At 42.0% G+C, this 19,458-nt stretch carries 18 protein-coding genes and 1 tRNA gene; 16 read left to right on the top strand and 3 right to left on the bottom strand.

Features of this window, described 5'->3' with window-relative positions; genetic code table 11:
* Positions 1-153 precede the first annotated feature (153 nt).
* A complete protein-coding gene (locus N2K84_RS18715) occupies positions 154-714 on the top strand; it encodes an RteC domain-containing protein (protein ID WP_282593361.1) in 561 nt (186 codons plus the stop codon).
* A 420-nt stretch (positions 715-1,134) separates the two neighbouring features.
* Here the strand turns inward: N2K84_RS18715 and N2K84_RS18710 are convergent, their stop codons facing one another.
* Positions 1,135-1,533 (bottom strand): hypothetical protein, encoded by a 399-nt coding sequence (locus N2K84_RS18710; protein WP_282593360.1) that lies wholly within the window; start codon positions 1,531-1,533, stop codon positions 1,135-1,137.
* A gap of 116 nt (positions 1,534-1,649) precedes the next feature.
* On the opposite strand from N2K84_RS18710, the gene N2K84_RS18705 reads away from it, so the two are divergent.
* The 10 genes from N2K84_RS18705 to N2K84_RS18660 all read left to right on the top strand — a co-directional run bounded on the left by N2K84_RS18705 (position 1,650) and on the right by N2K84_RS18660 (position 8,267).
* The gene (locus N2K84_RS18705) at positions 1,650-2,192 is read left to right on the top strand and encodes a HesA/MoeB/ThiF family protein (protein WP_345894143.1); all 543 of its coding nucleotides are present in this window, start codon (positions 1,650-1,652) and stop codon (positions 2,190-2,192) included.
* Between the two features lie 377 nt (positions 2,193-2,569).
* A complete protein-coding gene (locus tag N2K84_RS18700) occupies positions 2,570-2,809 on the top strand; it encodes a hypothetical protein (protein ID WP_282593359.1) in 240 nt (79 codons plus the stop codon).
* Between the two features lie 465 nt (positions 2,810-3,274).
* Positions 3,275-3,460, top strand: coding sequence for a PH domain-containing protein (locus N2K84_RS18695; protein ID WP_282593358.1), 186 nt, complete (start codon positions 3,275-3,277; stop codon positions 3,458-3,460).
* Positions 3,461-3,493: 33 nt separating this feature from the next.
* A complete protein-coding gene (locus N2K84_RS18690) occupies positions 3,494-4,042 on the top strand; it encodes a DUF4099 domain-containing protein (protein ID WP_282593357.1) in 549 nt (182 codons plus the stop codon).
* Positions 4,043-4,260: 218 nt separating this feature from the next.
* On the top strand, positions 4,261-4,629 hold the full coding sequence (locus N2K84_RS18685) for a plasmid mobilization protein (protein ID WP_282593356.1): 369 nt from the start codon (positions 4,261-4,263) through the stop codon (positions 4,627-4,629).
* A gap of 30 nt (positions 4,630-4,659) precedes the next feature.
* A complete protein-coding gene (locus N2K84_RS18680) occupies positions 4,660-5,574 on the top strand; it encodes a relaxase/mobilization nuclease domain-containing protein (protein WP_282593355.1) in 915 nt (304 codons plus the stop codon).
* Between the two features lie 125 nt (positions 5,575-5,699).
* Complete coding sequence (locus N2K84_RS18675; RefSeq protein WP_282593354.1) at positions 5,700-5,909, top strand: type II toxin-antitoxin system Y4mF family antitoxin; 210 nt, start codon at positions 5,700-5,702, stop codon at positions 5,907-5,909.
* Entirely contained in the window at positions 5,906-6,241 is a 336-nt protein-coding gene (locus tag N2K84_RS18670) for a HipA N-terminal domain-containing protein (protein ID WP_282593353.1), read from the top strand. The genes N2K84_RS18675 and N2K84_RS18670 overlap by 4 nt, the downstream gene beginning before the upstream one ends.
* Entirely contained in the window at positions 6,231-7,178 is a 948-nt protein-coding gene (locus tag N2K84_RS18665) for a HipA domain-containing protein (protein ID WP_282593352.1), read from the top strand. The genes N2K84_RS18670 and N2K84_RS18665 overlap by 11 nt, the downstream gene beginning before the upstream one ends.
* Positions 7,179-7,397: 219 nt before the next feature.
* Positions 7,398-8,267, top strand: coding sequence for an exonuclease domain-containing protein (locus N2K84_RS18660; protein ID WP_282593351.1), 870 nt, complete (start codon positions 7,398-7,400; stop codon positions 8,265-8,267).
* Here N2K84_RS18660 and N2K84_RS18655 read toward each other — a convergent pair.
* Complete coding sequence (locus N2K84_RS18655) at positions 8,247-9,533, bottom strand: hypothetical protein (RefSeq protein WP_282593350.1); 1,287 nt, start codon at positions 9,531-9,533, stop codon at positions 8,247-8,249. The genes N2K84_RS18660 and N2K84_RS18655 overlap by 21 nt on opposite strands.
* 433 nt (positions 9,534-9,966) lie before the next feature.
* On the opposite strand from N2K84_RS18655, the gene N2K84_RS18650 reads away from it, so the two are divergent.
* From N2K84_RS18650 to N2K84_RS18635, 4 genes are all read left to right on the top strand, one after another.
* The gene (locus N2K84_RS18650) at positions 9,967-11,526 is read left to right on the top strand and encodes a reverse transcriptase domain-containing protein (protein ID WP_282593349.1); all 1,560 of its coding nucleotides are present in this window, start codon (positions 9,967-9,969) and stop codon (positions 11,524-11,526) included.
* Between the two features lie 25 nt (positions 11,527-11,551).
* Positions 11,552-12,772, top strand: coding sequence for a metallophosphoesterase family protein (locus N2K84_RS18645; protein WP_282593348.1), 1,221 nt, complete (start codon positions 11,552-11,554; stop codon positions 12,770-12,772).
* A complete protein-coding gene (locus N2K84_RS18640) occupies positions 12,769-15,849 on the top strand; it encodes an SbcC/MukB-like Walker B domain-containing protein (protein WP_282593347.1) in 3,081 nt (1,026 codons plus the stop codon). The genes N2K84_RS18645 and N2K84_RS18640 overlap by 4 nt, the downstream gene beginning before the upstream one ends.
* An 87-nt stretch (positions 15,850-15,936) precedes the next feature.
* Positions 15,937-17,478 carry a Fic family protein gene (locus N2K84_RS18635; RefSeq protein ID WP_282593346.1) on the top strand — a complete coding sequence of 514 codons (1,542 nt, stop codon included), beginning with the start codon at positions 15,937-15,939 and terminating at the stop codon, positions 17,476-17,478.
* 608 nt (positions 17,479-18,086) lie between these two features.
* Here N2K84_RS18635 and N2K84_RS18630 read toward each other — a convergent pair.
* Positions 18,087-18,160: transfer RNA gene (locus N2K84_RS18630), tRNA-Pro, on the bottom strand.
* Positions 18,161-18,341: 181 nt separating this feature from the next.
* Between N2K84_RS18630 and trxB the strand changes: the two genes are divergently transcribed.
* Positions 18,342-19,340, top strand: a complete 999-nt coding sequence (gene trxB, locus N2K84_RS18625) for a thioredoxin-disulfide reductase (protein ID WP_282593345.1) — start codon at positions 18,342-18,344, stop codon at positions 19,338-19,340.
* The last annotated feature ends 118 nt before the right edge of the window (positions 19,341-19,458 follow it).

Genomic DNA, 19,458 nt, shown 5'->3' with positions numbered 1-19,458 from the left:
ACACCGGATCAATTAACTCCTGACTGGTTCGATCGGGAAACCGGGGAAGCGTTAAATATTGAACGGCAACGAGGTACGATGCCTGGTCAAAATTACTGATTTCAATTTATAGTATCTTTTTTGATTTAGTTAAATATTAATCGTTAAAAAGCCATGACAGCACACCGGAGGATTATTGAGCAGTTGGATACAGAACTGGCTAGAACCTGCGAGGTTTCTGATAAAACCGAGGACCAGCTCGAGTTTGCCATAGATCACTGCCATTTGGCTTTAAAAAGGATGCTGGAACAGGTAATCGAAGCTGGTTTTCCAGATAAGGAAAGTGAAATCCGTTTTTTCAAAGAGCAGAAACCTATGGTTTACAGTAGGCTGCTTTACTATCAGGGCATTCTAAATCTGGAAAAAAACTGTCCCCAATCAGACCGGAAATTGACCAGAAATTACTACATCAGGGAAATGGAAAATCTAATCGATTTTTTGGAACAAAACAAAACTAGGGTACAATATTCCCGCTCCGGCTTTACGTACCTTGATCATAAATATTTTCTTCTGGATCTTCCTACTATTCCTCTCCGAATTAGATCTTTTCCTGTTAAGTTAGATGATTATTTCAATACTTGGCATGATCCTGCTTTCTCAACCATTTTGGCTTATGAAAGGTTAGTGGAATACATCCAGGATCAACTGGATCTTATTGATTATCCGGCTGAATGATATTAAACTTCCGTAATCTTCTGTTACGGATACTGAAAATTGAGTTGTTTCGGGAGGATCAAAAGCCTTAAACAGACGATTCCCTAATTCTGTATTTTACCATGGAATGTTCATAAATAATAAAGAGACTGTCCAATTTTATCTTTTTGAGGACAGCCTCGTCGTCCTCAAACAGGCGGGGCTGTTATTCCGTTGCTTTTGGGCGGTCCATCACGCGCTGGCGGACAACCACCACTCTTCGCGGCTTGCCCCACAAGGAGCTGTGGTATTGCATTTCAGAAACCTCGATCCCCTCGTCGAGTTTGATCCATCGTTTCAATCCAGCTATTTGATGTTGTATGGGTTCATAAGACCTCGCTGCAATGATGTAGTTGACCTTGGGTTCTTCTACTCAATCCAATACTTCGGTACGTGGCACAATTACACCGAAATATCAACTGTGTGGAAGCCGCTGTCCAGGCGCAACAGGCTGATGGTATTCCCATGGAGTTTATCGAATGTATCGGCCAAAAATGAAACAAAATTGTCGCTGGCACTGCTGTTGCCGCTGCGTAACCAGAAGTTGGCCACCAGCTTCAGGTCGGCTACAAAAGCCATGACCGGGTAATGTGACAGCCGATCGGGTTTGCGTGGATTGTACCCTTTGCGGACCCCTTCCTGCTCCCCGTAACGGGTGATGATCGTTGAGTCACAGTCAAGCGTATAATTGTCAAACCTAACATTACCAAACATCCACTTGTGAAAATAATCACTCATCTGTTGGCTGTCGGCTTGCCCAAATTTGCGGAAAAAGCGCTTGAAAGCATCGTTACCAGACATTTGTTTCCATCCGAATATCTTGCAAATAGCCAATGACGGGTAACTTCGGTATGCAAAAACCGGTTTGCCCCGCACCAAATACTGACCATGAACGATTCTGTCGCGGATAAGGGTTTATCATTGATTTCGACAAAATAGAGCTGCATAATTTGCACCGCCAGGTTTTGTATTCAACTACGGATGTCGGGAAACCCAAGGCCGAAACGGCTGCACAAGTCCTGAAAGCTCAGAATCCCAATTTACAATTTCAGGTTTATACAGATTTGCTGAACAAGAAAAACAGCACACAACTGATTTCCAGATTCGATATTATTGTGGATGGTCCGGATAACTTCCCCACACGCTACCTGGTTAATGATACCTGCGTGGAATTAGGGAAACCGCTCGTGTATGGTAGTATTTTTAATTATGAGGCGCAACTGGCCGTATTTAACTGCGAAGGAGGAAATAATTTAAGGGATATTTATCCTGAACCACCCAATCCGGAAGATGTGCCGGGTTGTAATGAGAATGGAGTATTGGGTGTCGTGCGCAGAATTTTAGGCATTTATATGGCCAATGCCTGCATTCAGCTTATTCTGGGCAGCTACAGCCAGAAAAGCCTTATGATTTTCGACTTTGATCAGTTCAGTTTGGTAAAATTGGCAATGGATCAGTAACAACTCTATGGATTAACCACAGGAAAATCGTAAAACTACACATCAATTCAGACTAAGTTGATGTGCAAAGTTAATCTAATGGAATTCTATTCCTACAGCGCGTTGATGTCCTCCAACAATGCAAGTTCAGAATGCTTAAAAAACGTTGACCCATTATGACCTACCGCTTGATTACTTAATTTGCAATGAATAACTTGTCGGCTTTATTCTGAAGTTCTGCGGCCTGTTCTCTTCATTTGCTCCGCCATTGAGCTCACAAGCCTCGGTTACATTGGGAAAAGTGTCCCGCCAGTTCAAAGCTCAATCCCTGCCATTTCATATCTGGATTGACTTGTCCCTTCCGGTCCACACTTCCCCGTTTTTGAAGGTTTAAAAAAATGAGGTTAAAAATTCCTTTTAGCAGGTATTTCCCCTGTGCCCCGGCACCATCGCTCCGTCATCGCGAAACCGCTTCCTTCATCCGTACGCTGCCGCGCCCGAAACCAGTCGCTTTTTCGCTTGACTGCGCTCCGGAGCCGGCATGCACCCCGCGGCAAAAGTCGCTCCGTTTGTTCCGCTCCGCTCCACTCCCGGGCGACACTTGCCTGTTGCCTGCCCGCCCTAAGACTGTTCCCTAAGGTATCCAATCAGTCAAAACCAAAAGGAAAGCCAATTTAGCCGGTCTCCCCGCGAGGCCATTACCAGGCAAACTGCAAGGCCTGGGCAAGTGATCTGTCCGCACGGCTATTTTTTTGCAGTCGAAATTCCCGGCTTTTTTGAGAGCCAACCCGGACAGATCAGCCTTGCACTTTTGCCCCGACCGGCTGACAACCGGCTTTCTTTCTTTTTTTGCCTTTTTTCTTTCTTTGGGGAATAGAAGTTTGACTATCCAAATCCCGTTAAAAAGGCCCGGAAAAAATCAACGTTTTCATGAAAATGAATTGACAGCCGTCAAACCGTACCAAACCCTTCGGTAAAACAGCTCATCGGTTTTATTTATTGAACCATATAAAACACCCCACCTGACAACATCTATACAAAAAAACATTTCCGGACTTTCAAACTTTGCCCTGCTGACCTGAAATGCACCTTTAAGTTTGCTTTTGACGGTCACACAAAGTCGGATTGACCGGCCGCTGGGGATCGGCAACCTGATCATCTACTCCTCCGACAAAACAACACCTGTTTTCCGGATGCAGGCCATCCCCAAGCCGGAAGAAACCTGTACCGTCCTGCGGGCCCTGGTGGAACGCAACCGGCGGGAGAAACATGTTTTTGAAGTCGATTAATCCCCATATGTCTAACCCTAAAAATTAAAAATCATGGAACAAAGCACACGCATGTCAATGGACCAGATTCCGTTTGACAAACTGGAAAAAGCAGGGATCAGCCGCGAGTTGATCGAGAAAATGGAAAAACGCGAGATGACCGATTTTTTGAACGGCTTCCGTTCGGATAAACTCTACACGATCAATGCCCGGATCAACGACCAGGACTATAAAATACCGGCCAAGATCCGCTTGCAGCAAGGCGAGGACGGGAAGGTGGACATCAGGGTTCACCCCATCCAGCGGCTGAATGTCCCGGACGAATACATGGGGCACAAGTTTACCAAGGAAGAAAAAGGGGTTTTGCTGAATGACAAAAACCTCGGAAAAACCGTAGAACTGACCGGCAAGAACGACAAAAAGTTCTCGGCCACCCTGCAGGTGAATGCCGCCGACCGGAACATCAGCTTCCGGGATTTTAAGCAGGAGAAGATGGAGAAAACCGAAGACCAGAAGCAAGATGCCAAAGCTGAAAAGAAAACCGGTGCCAGGCAAAAAGTGAGTTGGCAGTTCGCAAGTCTCGTTTCCAATCAGAAAGGGTAATCCGTAATTGGGTTCCCTTTCTTTATTCTCCGTTTGACCGAAGTAAAAGAACAAAAAATCAGTGAGGAGAACCTAATTCAAAGAGGGGATTGCAAGATGTGTTTTTGTATGCACAAAAACCTTTCATCTTGCCCGGCAGGGGCCTTCCCACCTGATAGCAGGTTGTTGCATACATTCCCCTCTTTGAACAATTGGAATCAGGAACCAAAAAACACGCCATGCGCCCGCGATTACCCGATAAGGACAAACGCACCGAGTTGCTGATTATCCGCATGACCCGGGAGGAAAAGATCAGGTTGCAAAGCCTGGTCAAACGGGGGAAGTATGGCTGCACGAGCGATTACATCCGGTCGCGGATTTTTAAGCAGTCAGACAGAAAGGTGATTTCGTTGGATGAGAATACAAACAATCAGTTGAAAAGCCTGGATTACGAGCTGAACAAGATCGGGGTGAACCTGAACCAGCTTTCCAAACGCATGAATTCCTTTGCCGGTTACCGGGTAGATGACAACGACCGGCAGCTGTTGAGACAAGCGTTTGAGATGATGAAAAACTGCTTGATTTTCCTGCAAAAATATCTGCACTGATTCCTTTCTCAAGCAATAAACCGGGATACCATGGTTATCAAGATTCATCAGGCTTGCAGCACGAAAAACGCGTTGTTTTATAACGAGCGGAAGGTGGAACGGCATAAAGCCAGCTTTTACCACAGCCGAAATATGCCGGTACTGAATCCTTTTCTGGGTGACAAGAACGACCGGTACCGGATTTTTCAGGAGATTGAAGCGCGTAACACCCGGGTCAAAAAGCCAGGATTACATCTATCCGTTAATCCAACAGTCAGCGATCTGGTCCGGCTGGGGGATGCCGGTATCCGGGCGGAGATCGACAACCTGATGAGCCACCTTGGCTACGGAAATCAGCCTTACCTGGTGTATAAACATGCCGATTTGGAACGGGTGCATTTTCATATCGTGTCCACCCGCATTGACTGCGAGACCGGAAAGAAGATCAAGGATAACTACGAAAGAGAAAAGACACAGAAATTCATTAAATCCCTGGAGCAGAAATACCAGCTCACCAAAGATGAACCTCAAGAGAAACTAAACTATCGCTTTTCCGGCTCCAGCAAAAACCTGAAGCAAAACCTGGAGAGTTTGTTTTCCCAGCTCAACCGGATGGAGCTGATCACTTCTAATGAAATGTATGATCAGGCGCTTGGATTATTCCAGGTAGAGATCAGAAAAGCGGGGAGGGGGCAGCTGGTTTTTGTGACCGATGAAAACGGAAATCCCATCCGGCATCCGGTTCGGATGAGTGATTTTAAGGAGCGGCCGAGGTTTAATTTTTCTGAGAAAGAGTCTCATTCAATTAAGACTTCCCGAAAAGAAACGCTGGATCTGCCAATAAGTGTCTTAAAATCCGTGATTCTGAAAGAAATTACCCGGCAGTTTTATTTGCAGGAAAACCAGAAAGACAGACTCAAGCGGAACAGGATGAAAAAACAGAAAGGGAAGGGGAAACGGTATTAGAAAAGGCCTCTTTTATTCAGACAAGATTATATTTGAAAACATATAAATGAAATATTTCAATCCAAATTATATTTTTTCGCATATAAATGGTTATTTTTGATTTGAGTTATATTTAAATACATATAATGAGGAGATTGGCAGAATTTGTAAAAGAAAGAAGAAAAGAGGTCAATTTGACACAGGAGGAATTTGCAGAACGCGCCGGGGTGGCCCTGACAGTGATCCGTAAAATTGAGCAGGGGAAAACGAACCTGAATATGGATAAGGTCAACTTGGTGCTGAACATGTTTGGCCATGAATTAGCTCCGGTAAACAGCAAGGAATTGAAAGGATGAGACGCGGAAAAGTTTATTACAAAGAATATCTGGCCGGGATGATCACCGAAACGGATGATGGTGAATATGTATTCCAATACAACCAGACCTATGTGAAAGAGCACTTGGATTTATTCCTCTCCTTTACCATGCCGGTAACTGATAAGCCCTACATTTCAAACCGCCTGTTCCCGTTTTTTGAAGGACTTATTCCGGAGGGATGGCTGCTGGAAATTGCCTCTGAAAACTGGCGGATCAATAAAAATGATCGTATGGGACTGTTGCTGGCTTGTTGCCGGAATTGCATCGGGGCGGTGAGTGTTGTACCAATAGCTGAAGAAGATGAACGGTAAATGCTTGTATTGCTATCAACCAACAGAGAGAGGGATGGATTTTCACCCCAAATGTTCCGTGGCGTTTTTCAGGACGGCAACTCCGCCTGTCATCGAATATACACTTGATCAGATGGATGAACTGGCCAAATCGGTAGTAGAACGTAGCATTGCCGTGCCCGGTGTTCAGCCGAAATTATCCATGTCGCTAGTCAAAACGGCCAGGGAAAAAAACGATAACAGGCTGACGGTTGTTGGCGCCTTGGGGGGGCAGTATATTTTTAAACCGCCATCCATCCTCTTTCCGGAAATGCCCGAAAATGAGCATGTGACCATGCGTATGGCCCAGTCCTTTGGTATCCGGGTGGTACCTTCTTCGCTGGTTCGACTGGCCTCCGGTGAGTTATCCTACATCACCAAGCGGGTGGATCGCACGGAAGAAGGGGAGAAACTACACATGCTGGACATGTTTCAGATCACGGAAGCCTTCGACAAATACAAAGGTTCGATGGAAAAAATTGGAAAAGCCCTGGATAACTATTCAGCAAATACCTTGCTGGATAAGATCTTTTTCTTCGAGCTGGCCTTGTTCTCTTTTTTGACAGGGAACAACGACATGCACCTGAAGAATTTTTCGATGATTGAGCAGCCTTCTGGCTGGGGATTGGCTCCTGCGTATGATCTTTTGAACGTTGCCATTGTTCTGCCTGAAGATACCGAGGAACTGGCTTTGACACTTGCCGGAAAAAAGAAGAAGTTGACCCGTGAACATTTCGAACTGCTGGGGCAGGGCATGGGGCTGACCGAACGGCAAATCAAGGGGAGTTTTAAACGCATGCTGAAAAACCGGAAACAGGCCCTGGCATGGATCGATCAATCCTTTCTTTCGGAGGGTATGAAGAAACGTTACAGCGAAGTGCTGGAAGCCAGATATCAACAATTGGATATGGACAAATAAAGCCGAAAGATGAAGAGTCTACAGCCTTTAATTGAAAATAATTGATATAAAATTATTTATTGCTGATTGTATTTTTTATTTTTATAGTCAGTTGTTCTTTAACCTTTGAACTAATCATCCAAATAAAGCCTCAATTATGGATCAAACCCGCAATTTTCTCTTAGAAGGAATCATCACTGAAAATAATGACCGGATTATTCTAACCTAAATTGTCTAAAAATGAACTTTGTTGCTATTGATGTGGAAACGGCCCAAGGCAAACGCTGGAGTATTTGTCAAATTGGCCTGGCCATTGTTGAAAACGGAGAAATAACCCAAACCATTTCCAGATTGGTTCAGCCACCCCTAAATGAATATTCGGAGTGGAATATTCGGGTGCATGGCATTACTCCTGATATGACCGCAGAGGCACCGTTATTTTCAGAAGTATGGGATGAAATACATCCGTTGGTTCATGGCAAAAGACTGGTGGCACACAATGCCTCGTTCGATATCAACTGTTTGATGCAGACTTTTGACTTTTACGGTCTGCCAGTTCCCAAATTGGAGTGTGACTGTACTTATTCCAGAACAGGGGCTAAACTAAATGAAATTTGTGCCGCGTATGACATTGATATGAATAACCACCACGATGCAGCCTGCGATGCTGAAGCTTGTGCCAGGGTTTATCTGAAATTATTGAGCGGAATTGAGCCTGATTTTTCGAAGATGCAACCTCGTTCCAAAAAATCCACATTTTTCCAAGCTGACGGACACGAACACCTTTGCGGCGATGTTTTGCAACCCGACCTGGAACACGCCGATTGTAGTAGTCCTTTTTATGCAAAAAAGGTAGTTTTTACCGGTGTTCTAAAATCAATTCCCCGAACCGAAGCAGCGAAGCTGGTTAAAAAGCTGGGAGCAGACATTGACACCACAATAACCAAACGCACCAATTTTGTCATCACCGGCTCTGCCCCTGGCCCTTCCAAAATGAAGAAAATAGAGCAGCTGAATGCTCAGGGATGTAATATTCGGTTGGTTTTTGAGGAGGAGTTTTTAAGCATGTGTGGGAAAAGGTTGAAATCGTTACCCGATAACTTTACTTAAAGAAACAGGACACTCACTTACATCAAATTCTTTGATAATGTTATTCAGTCCGCTGTTTATGACTAATAATTTTGCTTTAATATTTTTATATCCATATTTTTCGATTAAAAGTTTTTGAATGATATAAGCCCGACCGTTATAAAGCGAAAGTTCTTGGCAAACATCATCACTTTCTTCGTCATTTGTCTGCATGCTCTCATCTGAGAGTACACGCATTTGGGATTTTATCTGTCCATCGGAGATTAAACTATTTCCTGAAATCAAATCGACAGCGAAAAGCTCATCCGTCACTGTGCTCTTGACGATGAGGTCAACTGGTGCATAAAATGGATGAAAATGTTCTATTTCTTCACTGTTGACGGATATTTTATATTTTATGACTTTGTACTTGTTTTCTTCCAGATATCTGTCAAAAGCATGTACTCGGTCGTCAAGAATTATTTTTCTTTCGTTAGCTAAATAATAGAATATTAAGCTTTCTAAATTTTGACCGGAAAGACTATTCTTAAAGAAGTAATTACGGTTGCTATTATTTAGATATTCCATCAACTTTCTATATCCATTCTTCTCAAACGATTCTTTTTTATCTGGATCTAGATAAGTCCAATCAATTTTCATTAAATCCGGAGTCTTTTTGAAAAACTCAATTGGCAACCATTCTTCACTGTACTTACCTTTTGCCACATTAAACCATTGAACTTTAATTTTCGTTTTAGAAATCAATCGTTCTTTAAAATCATATTTCTCATTAATCCATTCAAATTGATTTTCTGTTTTTTTCCCTTTAATGAGAAATGAAGATGACACAAAACGATCGTTCTCTCTAGCTTGGTTTTTTATCGTTTTGTAACGTTCTATGATGGTAGTTCTCAGGTATACTTCTATGGGAAACATCGAAATATCTGCTAATTCAGAATCCTTTATAGAGTCAGATATCCCTGTGAAAATGACCAAAGATTCAGGATAAAACCATGCCTCTTGAAAACGCCCTAATTTTGAGTCATACCAAACACAGAGATATTTCGTTTTCAGTCTTGAAATCTCACTAAATGTTGAATTTTCAGAATTGAGTTCCATTTTTTTCTCAATACTTTGAGTGTATTCTTTGACGATCATTAAAGGGAAATTATCAGAAGAACAGGTAATGGTATTTCCAACATATCTTGTGCTAAAATTTTTCTTATTACTATTCCCTTCAAGGATTTCGAAATAAGGATGATTTCGAATGGCGACCAGTTGTCCGATTTCATAAGTAATTTTAGTCATTGTTATTTGTTTTTTTGACTAAGATAAATATAATATTTAACTTAGCATAGTTTCTGAAACCAAGAGCCGGAGGCTTGTTACTGTTAGTATCATTGTGTTTTGGATCAATATTCAAAATCAACTGTCATTCGTAAGGGAATGGCTGGAAAGATTAGATACAAACAAATTTAATTTGAACTCATCTCGAGATTCATTCAACTTAAATTTGTAGTGATTAATCAAGCTAATTAGAGCATTAGCCAATAAGTCAACTAGTATGGTTTCAACAACATTTGTAATCATATCAACGGCGTTAAAGGTTATTGCAAGTAGCAACATTATTTGCAAAGTAGGAAGTAAAGAGAATTCGGAAGCCCGGATTGCGGTACAACTGAAAGGTGTAAACTAGCCTCATAAACGATATCTCTACTTGGTTTCAGAAACTTTTTTTACTATGAAAAACAAGGACTGGTTTAAAGTACGTGGTTATCGTCATATCGATTCAAAGATTACGCTCAATGAGAAACGAAAAGTGCTGAGCAAGTTATCAAATCCAGAATATGTAGCCAAGCATGCTTTTCTACCTTTGATCTATAAAACCATTACCGAACGTAAGTATAAAAAATTGATGGATAGTGACGGGGTTTACTATCGATCCCACTTCGGACGAGATACTGGTGAATCGACCAAAAAAGTTCGACCAATACACTATGCATGCCACATAGATGCGCAAATCTATGCCTATTATAACCATAAAATTTTGAGTTCTGCTTATGAAGATTTGTTAAGAAATACTACGGGCTTGTCAGATTGTATTTCTGCTTACAGAAGTATAGTCGCGCCGGAGGGCTTTCGAAACAAATCGAATGTGCATTTTGCTAAAGATGCTTTTGACGAAGTGAGAAAGCGAGGTGAGTGCATCGCGATTGCGCTGGATGTAAAGAGCTTTTTCAGTACGCTTGATCATAAGATATTACTCGAAAGATGGAAAGAGGTTTTGGGGCTCAGTTTCTTGCCTCCCGACCACTTTCATGTGTATAAGTCGATTACCCAATTTCGTTATGTCAGTTTAAATGATTTCCGAACAGTTAAGGGCGGATTTGACGAAAGAGAAATATCAAATTATCAGAAAGATGGTATAGATGCCTTTTTTCGATCGATGACTGATTTTCGGGAGCGACTAAAGGCAAAAGAATTTATTGTACGGAAGAATCAATTCCACAAAGAGGAGAATGGCAAGCGCTATCTAATTGGTATTCCACAAGGGTTGCCAATTAGTGCATTATTAGCAAACATTTATATGTACCGATTTGATTTAGTCGTGTACAATGAGTTATGTCTAAAGCGAAATGTCTTTTACCGAAGGTATTCTGATGATATTGTTTTGGTCTGCTCAATTAATCAAAGAGAATATGTAGAAAGCTTTATTCGGGAGAAGATTTCTGGTGAGCTGGCAAAGTTAAAGCTTTCGGAAAATAAGACTGAACGTACCATTTTTGAAGAGTTCAAAGTTAACGGAAAGACAAGGTTACAATCCTATGCTTTATCTGTTGATGGTAAAAAGACTTTCAATATTCCATTTAACTATTTGGGTTTTCAGTTTTATGGATATCAAACGTTAATCAAGAATAACCGTGTATCCAATTTTTATAGAAGAATGAAACGTGCTGTCAGGGTGCAACACATCAAAGCAGATAAAGCGAAAGAGAAGAGCCTTATAGCGAATAAAGTGATTTACAAGACAAGACTATATCGATTATTTAGTTACAAAGGAGTAAAAAAGCGGGAGCTTTCAAGTAGGCGCAGATATATTTTGACTAAAAATCGTTTAGATTATTGGACGAGAAAACCAATTGATATTAAGAGGAGGCATCGAGGAAATGCTCTTAAGTATGCACAAAAGGCTGCTGAGATTATGGATGCTCCGGAAATAAACAGGCAATATCGTAATCATTTCAGGATTCTTCAAGATACAATAAAAAAATATAATTTTGATAATTTAAGAAAGGATTAATGTTTTTAATCATAAGATAAAACCAATGAAGCTCCTCCATACCTCCGACTGGCACCTCGGCAAACGGCTCGATGATTTTTCGCGAATGGAAGAACAGCAGGCCGTGTTGCAGGAAATTTGTGAAATCGCCGAGCAAGAACAAGTGGATGCCGTGCTGGTGGCCGGCGATTTGTTCGATACCTTTAATCCGCCCACCGAAGCTGTTGATTTATTCTATAAAGCGTTGAAACGACTGTCCAACAATGGTCACCGTCCGGTGATTGCCATTGCCGGCAACCATGACTCGCCCGATCGTATTGAGTCTCCTGATCCACTGGCACGCGAGTGCGGGATTGTTTTTGCTGGCTATCCCAATTCACAGGTTACTCCGTTCGAATTGGAGTCGGGGTTGAAAGTGTTGCGCAGTGAAGAAGGGTTCCTGGAATTACAGCTCCCGGGAACAAAAGTTCCGCTGCGGATATTACTTACTCCCTATGCCAACGAATACCGGTTGAAAACTTGTCTGGGAGTAGAAAACAGCGAAGAAGAGCTGCGGGCTGTCCTTCAGGAAAAATGGCAAAGTTTAGCCGGTCGGTTTTGCGACGGGAATGGTGTGAATGTGTTGGTGTCTCACCTTTTTACGGTCAAAAAGGGAGAAGAATTTCCGGCGGAACCCGAAGATGAAAAGCCCATTTTGCATGTGGGCGGGGCACAGGTGGTTTACTCCGAAAATATTCCGGAACAGGCTCAATACATGGCACTGGGGCACCTGCACCGGATGCAGCGGGTTGATTCGGCTCCCTGTCCGGTTTATTACAGTGGCAGTCCGTTGTCGTATAGCTTTTCCGAAGCCAATCAGAAAAAGTATGTTTTATTGATTTCGGCAGAACCCGGGAAAGCCGCTAACGTGCGTGAAATAGAATTGACAAAAGGGAAACGGTTGCTGCGAAAACGCGCCGAAGGATTGGAGGATGCGTTGCAATGGCTGGCCGAAAATCAGGATGTTTTGGTGGAGCTTACCCTGGTAACCGATACTTTTTTGACCGCGATGGAGCGCCGGCAACTCAACGCTGCTCATCCGGGAATTGTTTCCATCATTCCGGAAGTAACCAATGCAACCAATCTGGTTGGCAGCCATCAAAAACAGATTGATTTGAGCCGCAGCATGGAAGAACTTTTTTGTGATTATTTCAGGCACGAAAAGGGACAGGAACCGAACGATGAAATCAAGAGTTTATTCACTGAAATATTGGCCGAAGAAGAATGATACCTGTACAACTCACCATACAAGGTTTGTACTCCTATCAGGACAAGCAAACCATCGATTTTACAAAGCTGACAGCGGCAAACCTGTTCGGCATATTCGGAACAGTCGGCAGCGGAAAATCTTCAATACTGGAAGCCATCACCTTTGCTATTTATGGCCGTACTGACCGGTTAAACCTTTCGGGCGACAACCGCTACTACAACATGATGAACCTGAAATCGAACGAACTGCTCATCGATTTTATATTTGAAACAGGCAAGGAACAAACTGCCTATCGAGCAACAGTAAAAGGCAAACGCAACGGTAAAAACTTCGAAGATGTAAAAGCATTGGACAGGTCGGCATACCGAAAAAACGGGAAGGAGTGGATTCCCATTGAAACAGATTCGCTAGAACAGGCTATTGGGTTGAGTTACGACAATTTTAAACGAACCATCATTATTCCGCAAGGTCAGTTTCAGGAGTTTTTGCAACTGGGGAATAAAGACCGGACTCAAATGATGAAAGAACTTTTCAACCTCGGAAAGTTCGAATTTTACTACAAGGTTACTTCTTTGGAGGCGAAAAATAATGCCAACAAACAAAATATCGAGGGACAGTTGTTGCAGTTGGGCACTGTCAATCCCGAACAAATAAGTGGATATAAAGCACAGTTGGAACAACTTACAAACGAGTTGGCCGAGCAAAGCAAAAGGCTTATTGAATACAGAAAGACAGAAGAAGAATTCCGGAAACTTCAGGAATTGACTCAAAAGAAGGCAGACGCAGAAAAAGCATTTAAAGCCTTGCAGGAACAGGAACCTGTTTTTAAAAGTTTGGAACAGAAAATTGCCCGATACGAACAGTGCGTGGTACAGTTTAAGCATCTGCTTGATGCCTTGAATCAAACCAACGAAAGAGTATTGGCTCGCGAAAAGCAAATCGGACAGGATGAGACAAAGTTGAAAACGCAGGAAGAAGAAATTGCAACGCTCGGGAAACAAGTTGAGGAGTTAAAACCCCGGTATGAAAAAAGGGAAGAATTGAAGCAAAAGGCCGGAGAATTGGAACGTTTGCTAAGAATGAAGGAGTTGGCAAAATCTGTTTTGCAGGATGACGAACGCTTAAAAAAGGGCACAGGTATTTGCGAACAAACGATTACTAAACTGGAAAAGGCAAAGCTTGAACGACAGAAGCTGGATGAACTGGTTAAGGCCGAGCGGGCGAAGCTTCCTGATGTTGCACTTTTGTCGAACGTAAAAGCCTGGTACGTTGAAAAGAACAATCTCGATAAGCAGCTTGGCGAAACAGAAAAAGAAATTGAAAAGTACCTTCAGGAAGAAAAGGTAAATCGACAGGAAGTATCGAAAATACTGGCTGAAACTTTATTTTCGCAACTTCCTCCTGATGCCGACTCGGAGGTGAGTGCTCAGTATCTTCAAAATAAAACCGCTGAAATAAAATTAAAACTGAAATCGCTGGAAGAACAGGCAAACCATATTCAGGTCAAAGCTCAATTGAAAATGTATGCCGAAGATTTGGACGAAGGAACTGCTTGTCCGCTTTGTGGTTCGTTGCATCACCCTGAACTGTTCAAAACTGATGATATTCAGGAGGCACAGTTAAAATTGCATGGCGAGCGTGAGCTTTATGAGAAAATGATGGATCAGATTACAAAATTTGGGACCCGCCTGAATTTACTCGATAGCCAGCTTCAGTTTATTCGTCGTCATCAGCAGGAACTGTCGGAAAAGAAGGCTGATCAGCAAAAAAGAATTTCAGCTCATGCCATCCTTTTTGTATGGGATAAATATCGCGAAGAAGCAGAGCTTGCGAAAGCTTTTCAGGAAGCAGAACGCATTCAGGATGAGTTGAAGAAGAAGGAAGAGATATTGGGATCTCTGGACAAAGAAATTGTTCAGGAGGAAAAGAATAAAGAGAGGTTTCAGGCGGAAGTAGAAAAAATAAAGACCGCTTTGGCAGTTCACCAAACCGAGTTGAAAACCATCGGGCAGCAGCTAAAATTAATTGATCCGGAGGTTTATCGATCCATTCAGACAGCTGCCATTGAAACCGAAAAAGCGGGTTTGTTGCAGGAATATGCCCGGCTGGAAAAGGAATATGGCGAATTGACAAAGTTGTTGGCCGAATGGACAAAACTTAACGATACGCTTAGCGGGAGCCTGGTTGTTAACCGAAAAGAATTGCAGCAAGACCAGCAACAATTGCTAGCATTGAAAAAACAACTGGATGAGCAGTTCACTAAAACAATATATCAATCGGTTGACGAGGTGCGGCAGGTATTGGCTGAACCGATTGATTTGGATCGGGAAAAGCAGAATTTGGCCAGGTTTAAAGATCAAATGGTAAGAAGTAAGTCACAATTGGAACAGCTTTTAAAAGAAATCGGCGATCGTGTTTACGATAGTGATGCGCACCAAAAATTGCTTTTGGAGATAGCGGCTGTCAGTGAGCTGCAGAAACAGAAAAATCAAGAGTTGGGGAAAACAGAAGAACTGCTTAAAAAATTGCAAAAAGATTTGGAGAGTCAGGCGTCTCTAAAGAAAGAGCAGGAACGACTGGAACTTCGGGCCGAGAACCTCAAAACCATGAAGTCGCTGTTCAAGGCAAGTGGTTTTGTGAATTATGTGTCGTCGGTTTACCTGCAAAATTTGTGTAATGCCGCCAATGATCGTTTCTTCCAGCTCACCCGTCAAAAGCTAAGCCTGGAGATCACGCCGGACAATAATTTTCAGGTGCGCGATTTTATGAATGGTGGCAAAGTGCGAAGTGTAAAAACCCTTTCAGGAGGACAAACATTTCAGGCCGCACTGTCGTTGGCTTTAGCCTTAGCCGATAATATTCAGAAAATTACCGAATCGAACCAGAATTTCTTTTTCCTTGACGAGGGCTTTGGCTCTTTGGATAAAGACTCGCTGTCGGTTGTTTTTGACACCCTCAAATCGCTCCGGAAAGAAAACCGGATCGTTGGCGTTATTTCCCATGTTGAAGAAATGCAACAAGAAATTGATGTCCATCTTCGTATTGACAATCAGGAGGAACGAGGGAGTCGGATTTGGGAAAGTTGGATGGATTAAATTAATTAAGACTGAGAAAAATTTGTTAAGTGTTATATTTACTAAGCCTTAATAAACGGATTCTTCACTTATTAAAAGGTTGAAACAGTGAGAAAACTAAAAGTATTTATATCGAGTGTCCAGAACGAGTTTGCCGATGAACGGACAGAGCTGGCACGTTATCTTAGGCAAGATCCGTTACTTGGAACATTTTTCGAACCTTTTATTTTTGAAGAAGTTCCTGCCAATACTCATTCGCCAGGCAAAGTCTATTTGGATGAAGTAAAGGAATCAGATATTTACGTCGGACTATTGGGAGCAAAGTATGGTTTTGAAGACGAAATGGGTGTTTCTCCAACTGAAAGAGAATATGATCAGGCAAAAGCAGAACATATACCAAGATGGATTTTTATAAAGGATATTGTCGGAGCAGATCGGCATCCCAAAGAAATTGCCTTAATCCGCAAAATTGAGCATGATGTTTCCAGAAAGAAATTTTCCAATCTTGATTTGCTGAAAAAGGAAGTTTATAATTCAGCAGTTCTGTACTTAAAGCAAACGGGAAAGATTGAAAGCCACGATTTTGACGATTCGCTACATCCTTCTGCTGACATCCAATCATTGGATGAAAATAAAGTTAAAGAGTTTGTCATTCTAGCGAGAAATAAGCGAAACTTTCCCTTAAAAGAGACAGCATCAGTTGATCAAGTATTGAAACATTTAAGAATGATCAAGAATGGAAAGCTTGTAAACAGTGCGCTGCTTGCTTTTGCTACTGATCCTCAATTGTTTTTTCCATCAGCAACTATTAAGTGTGCTCATTTTCATGGGATACAAGTGCAAAAGCCGATTCCTGATTACAAAGAGTTTGGTGGAACTGTATTTGAGGTAGCAGACGAAGCTGTAAATTTTGTTCTTTCTAAAATAAGCTTATCGACTGGTACAAGAGAAAAAAGTAATCAGGTTGAGACTATTTACGAGATTCCTCGTGCTGTTATCTCTGAAGCAATTATTAATGCTGTAGCTCACCGTGATTATTATAGCAAAGGCAGTATACAAGTTTCGATTTTCAGGGATCGAATTGAAGTAACTAATCCTGGCAGTTTACCACCAGAGTTGGATATTAATGATTTGAAAGAGCCTCATAGCTCTTATCCTCATAATCCGCTACTTGCAGGTTGTATGTTTTTGACAGGCGAAATTGAACGCTATGGTACGGGAACACTTGAAATGTTTAAACTAACAGAAGAAAGGGGATTAAAGCCACCACTTATTGCTCTTGATGAAGGTTTTAAGGTCACGATTTGGCGACCTTCAGCTGAAGCCACACATGATGCCGAACATGATACCATACATGACGGCGAACATGACAACATACATGATGTATCAGAGCTATTTTCGGAGATAGTGGAACTAACCCATCGTTTAGTACTGGTTTTAAAAGGTGAAATGAGCAGGCCTCAGCTGATGGAGATTCTTGAATTGAGAAACAGACCGCACTTTGCAACTAATTATCTTGAGCCAGCTTTAAAAGAAGGGTTAATTGAAATGACCTTGCCTGACAAATCAACCAGTAAAAACCAAAAATACAGGCTAACCATCAAGGGGGTGGACTTGAAGGAGAAGCTGGAACGTAAAATACAGAAATGATCACTTTCTATATTTATTTACTCAAATGCATTGTCAGAAATTTAAAACCAGCAAGTTAATACGAACATGGCTAAATTTGAAAAGATAGAAGATCTGCTTGGCGAGTTATATCCGGGGAATTGCAGAATCAGAAAGTTATCTGGTACTGAAACTGTCCAAAAGCAAGTCCACCGAAAATCAATCCAAACAGGAACAATACTGTCTAATTAATTTTAGGATAGAATTAGTATCGATTTATCAAACGAGGTTCTTAAATTTTGGCCACATATCAAATAATCGGACATTATTTCAAGAAACTAATGTGTTTTGATTCGAATTTTGTAAATTTGAAGTGGAGAATAAGTCAATTAAGTAAATGCTGGGGATTTATCGCGGCCAAAGAAATTAAACCTCTCTATTTTTTTGAATTTAAGCGTTTTATGTGATATTGGGTGTTCCCGTCCTGGGCACAAAAGGAGTTGATTATCAGCTCCTTTTTTTGTTTTTATACCCGGATCATACCCGAATTGATTGATTCTTTTATAGGTTATATTGGCCTATGTAAAATATAAAATGCCTATAAATCATTTGATTTATAGGCATTTAGTGTTTTTTGATCTTTGAATCTGTCGGGATGACAAGATTTGAACTTGCGACCCCTCGCCCCCCAGACGAGTGCGCTACCAGGCTGCGCTACATCCCGATCTTTGCGATGGCAAAAGTATATAAACACAGCCATACTTCAAAATTATTCCTGAAAATAGATTTAAGTTTTTTTGATAGTCTGACTCTATGTGATCTTCATTATTATTGATCAAACAAATATTGTATATATCTGGATGATCTGTAATTTTGTCTGAACAAAAAAACTAAAAATTGAAGTCATGTTTAAATCATTAGATCTTAACGAAAACGAAAAACCGAATACAAATCCCGCAGGCGAAACTGAACGTGTAAAATGTTTGATCATTGGTTCTGGGCCAGCCGGATATACAGCTGCTATTTATGCTGCACGGGCAAACCTATCCCCGGTGATGTATGAAGGACTTCAGCCGGGAGGGCAGCTGACTACAACTACCGAAGTTGAAAACTACCCGGGATACCCGGAGGGAGTGACAGGCCCGGTGATGATGGAAGACTTTAAAAAGCAGGCCGAGCGTTTCGGAACGGATGTGCGTTTCGGTTTTGCCACGAAGGTTGATTTCTCGGGCGATATTCATAAAGTGTGGATTGATGGCAAAAAACTGATCGAAGCGGAAACAGTCATCCTGGCAACCGGTGCCACGGCCAAGTACCTGGGCATTGACGATGAAAAGAAATATGCTGGCGGCGGCGTATCGGCTTGTGCTACTTGCGACGGTTTCTTTTACCGGGGGAAAGATGTGGCTGTGGTAGGCGGGGGAGATACCGCTGCTGAAGAGGCGATTTACCTGGCCGGGTTGGCCCGCAAAGTATATATGATTGTGAGGCGCGATGAGTTGCGCGCCTCGAAAGTAATGGCCGAACGAGTGATGAAAACGCCGAACATTGAAGTGTTGTGGAAACACCAAACGAAAGGATTGTATGGGAATGGTGTGGTTGAAGGCGCCGTTTTGTGGAAAAATAAAGGCGAAGCTAACGAAGAAGAAGTAACCATAAAAATAGATGGTTTTTTCCTGGCTATCGGTCATAAGCCAAACTCCGACTTTGTAGCCGAATATCTGAACCTGGATGAAGTTGGCTACATCAAGACTATTCCGGGAACATCAAAAACCAATGTGCCGGGGGTTTTTGCCTGTGGCGATGTGCAGGATCCAATCTATCGCCAGGCGGTTACTGCTGCCGGATCGGGTTGTATGGCCGCCATTGATGCTGAGCGTTACCTTTCTGAAAAGCATTCATAAGTTTTAATGTCTGTGTTAAAAACAAAAAGAGGCCGTCTCAAAACAAAATTTGGGACGGTCTTTCTTTTTCTGGATTTTGGAGATTTTAGATTTTGTAGTTGGTTTGTTTATGGTTCCA

Origin of the sequence: Gaoshiqia sediminis, from assembly GCF_025907915.1 — a bacterium.
GTDB lineage: Bacteria > Bacteroidota > Bacteroidia > Bacteroidales > Prolixibacteraceae > Gaoshiqia > Gaoshiqia sediminis.
Note: the sequence above shows the minus strand (reverse complement) of the source record. Positions and strands in the feature narration are given on the sequence as shown.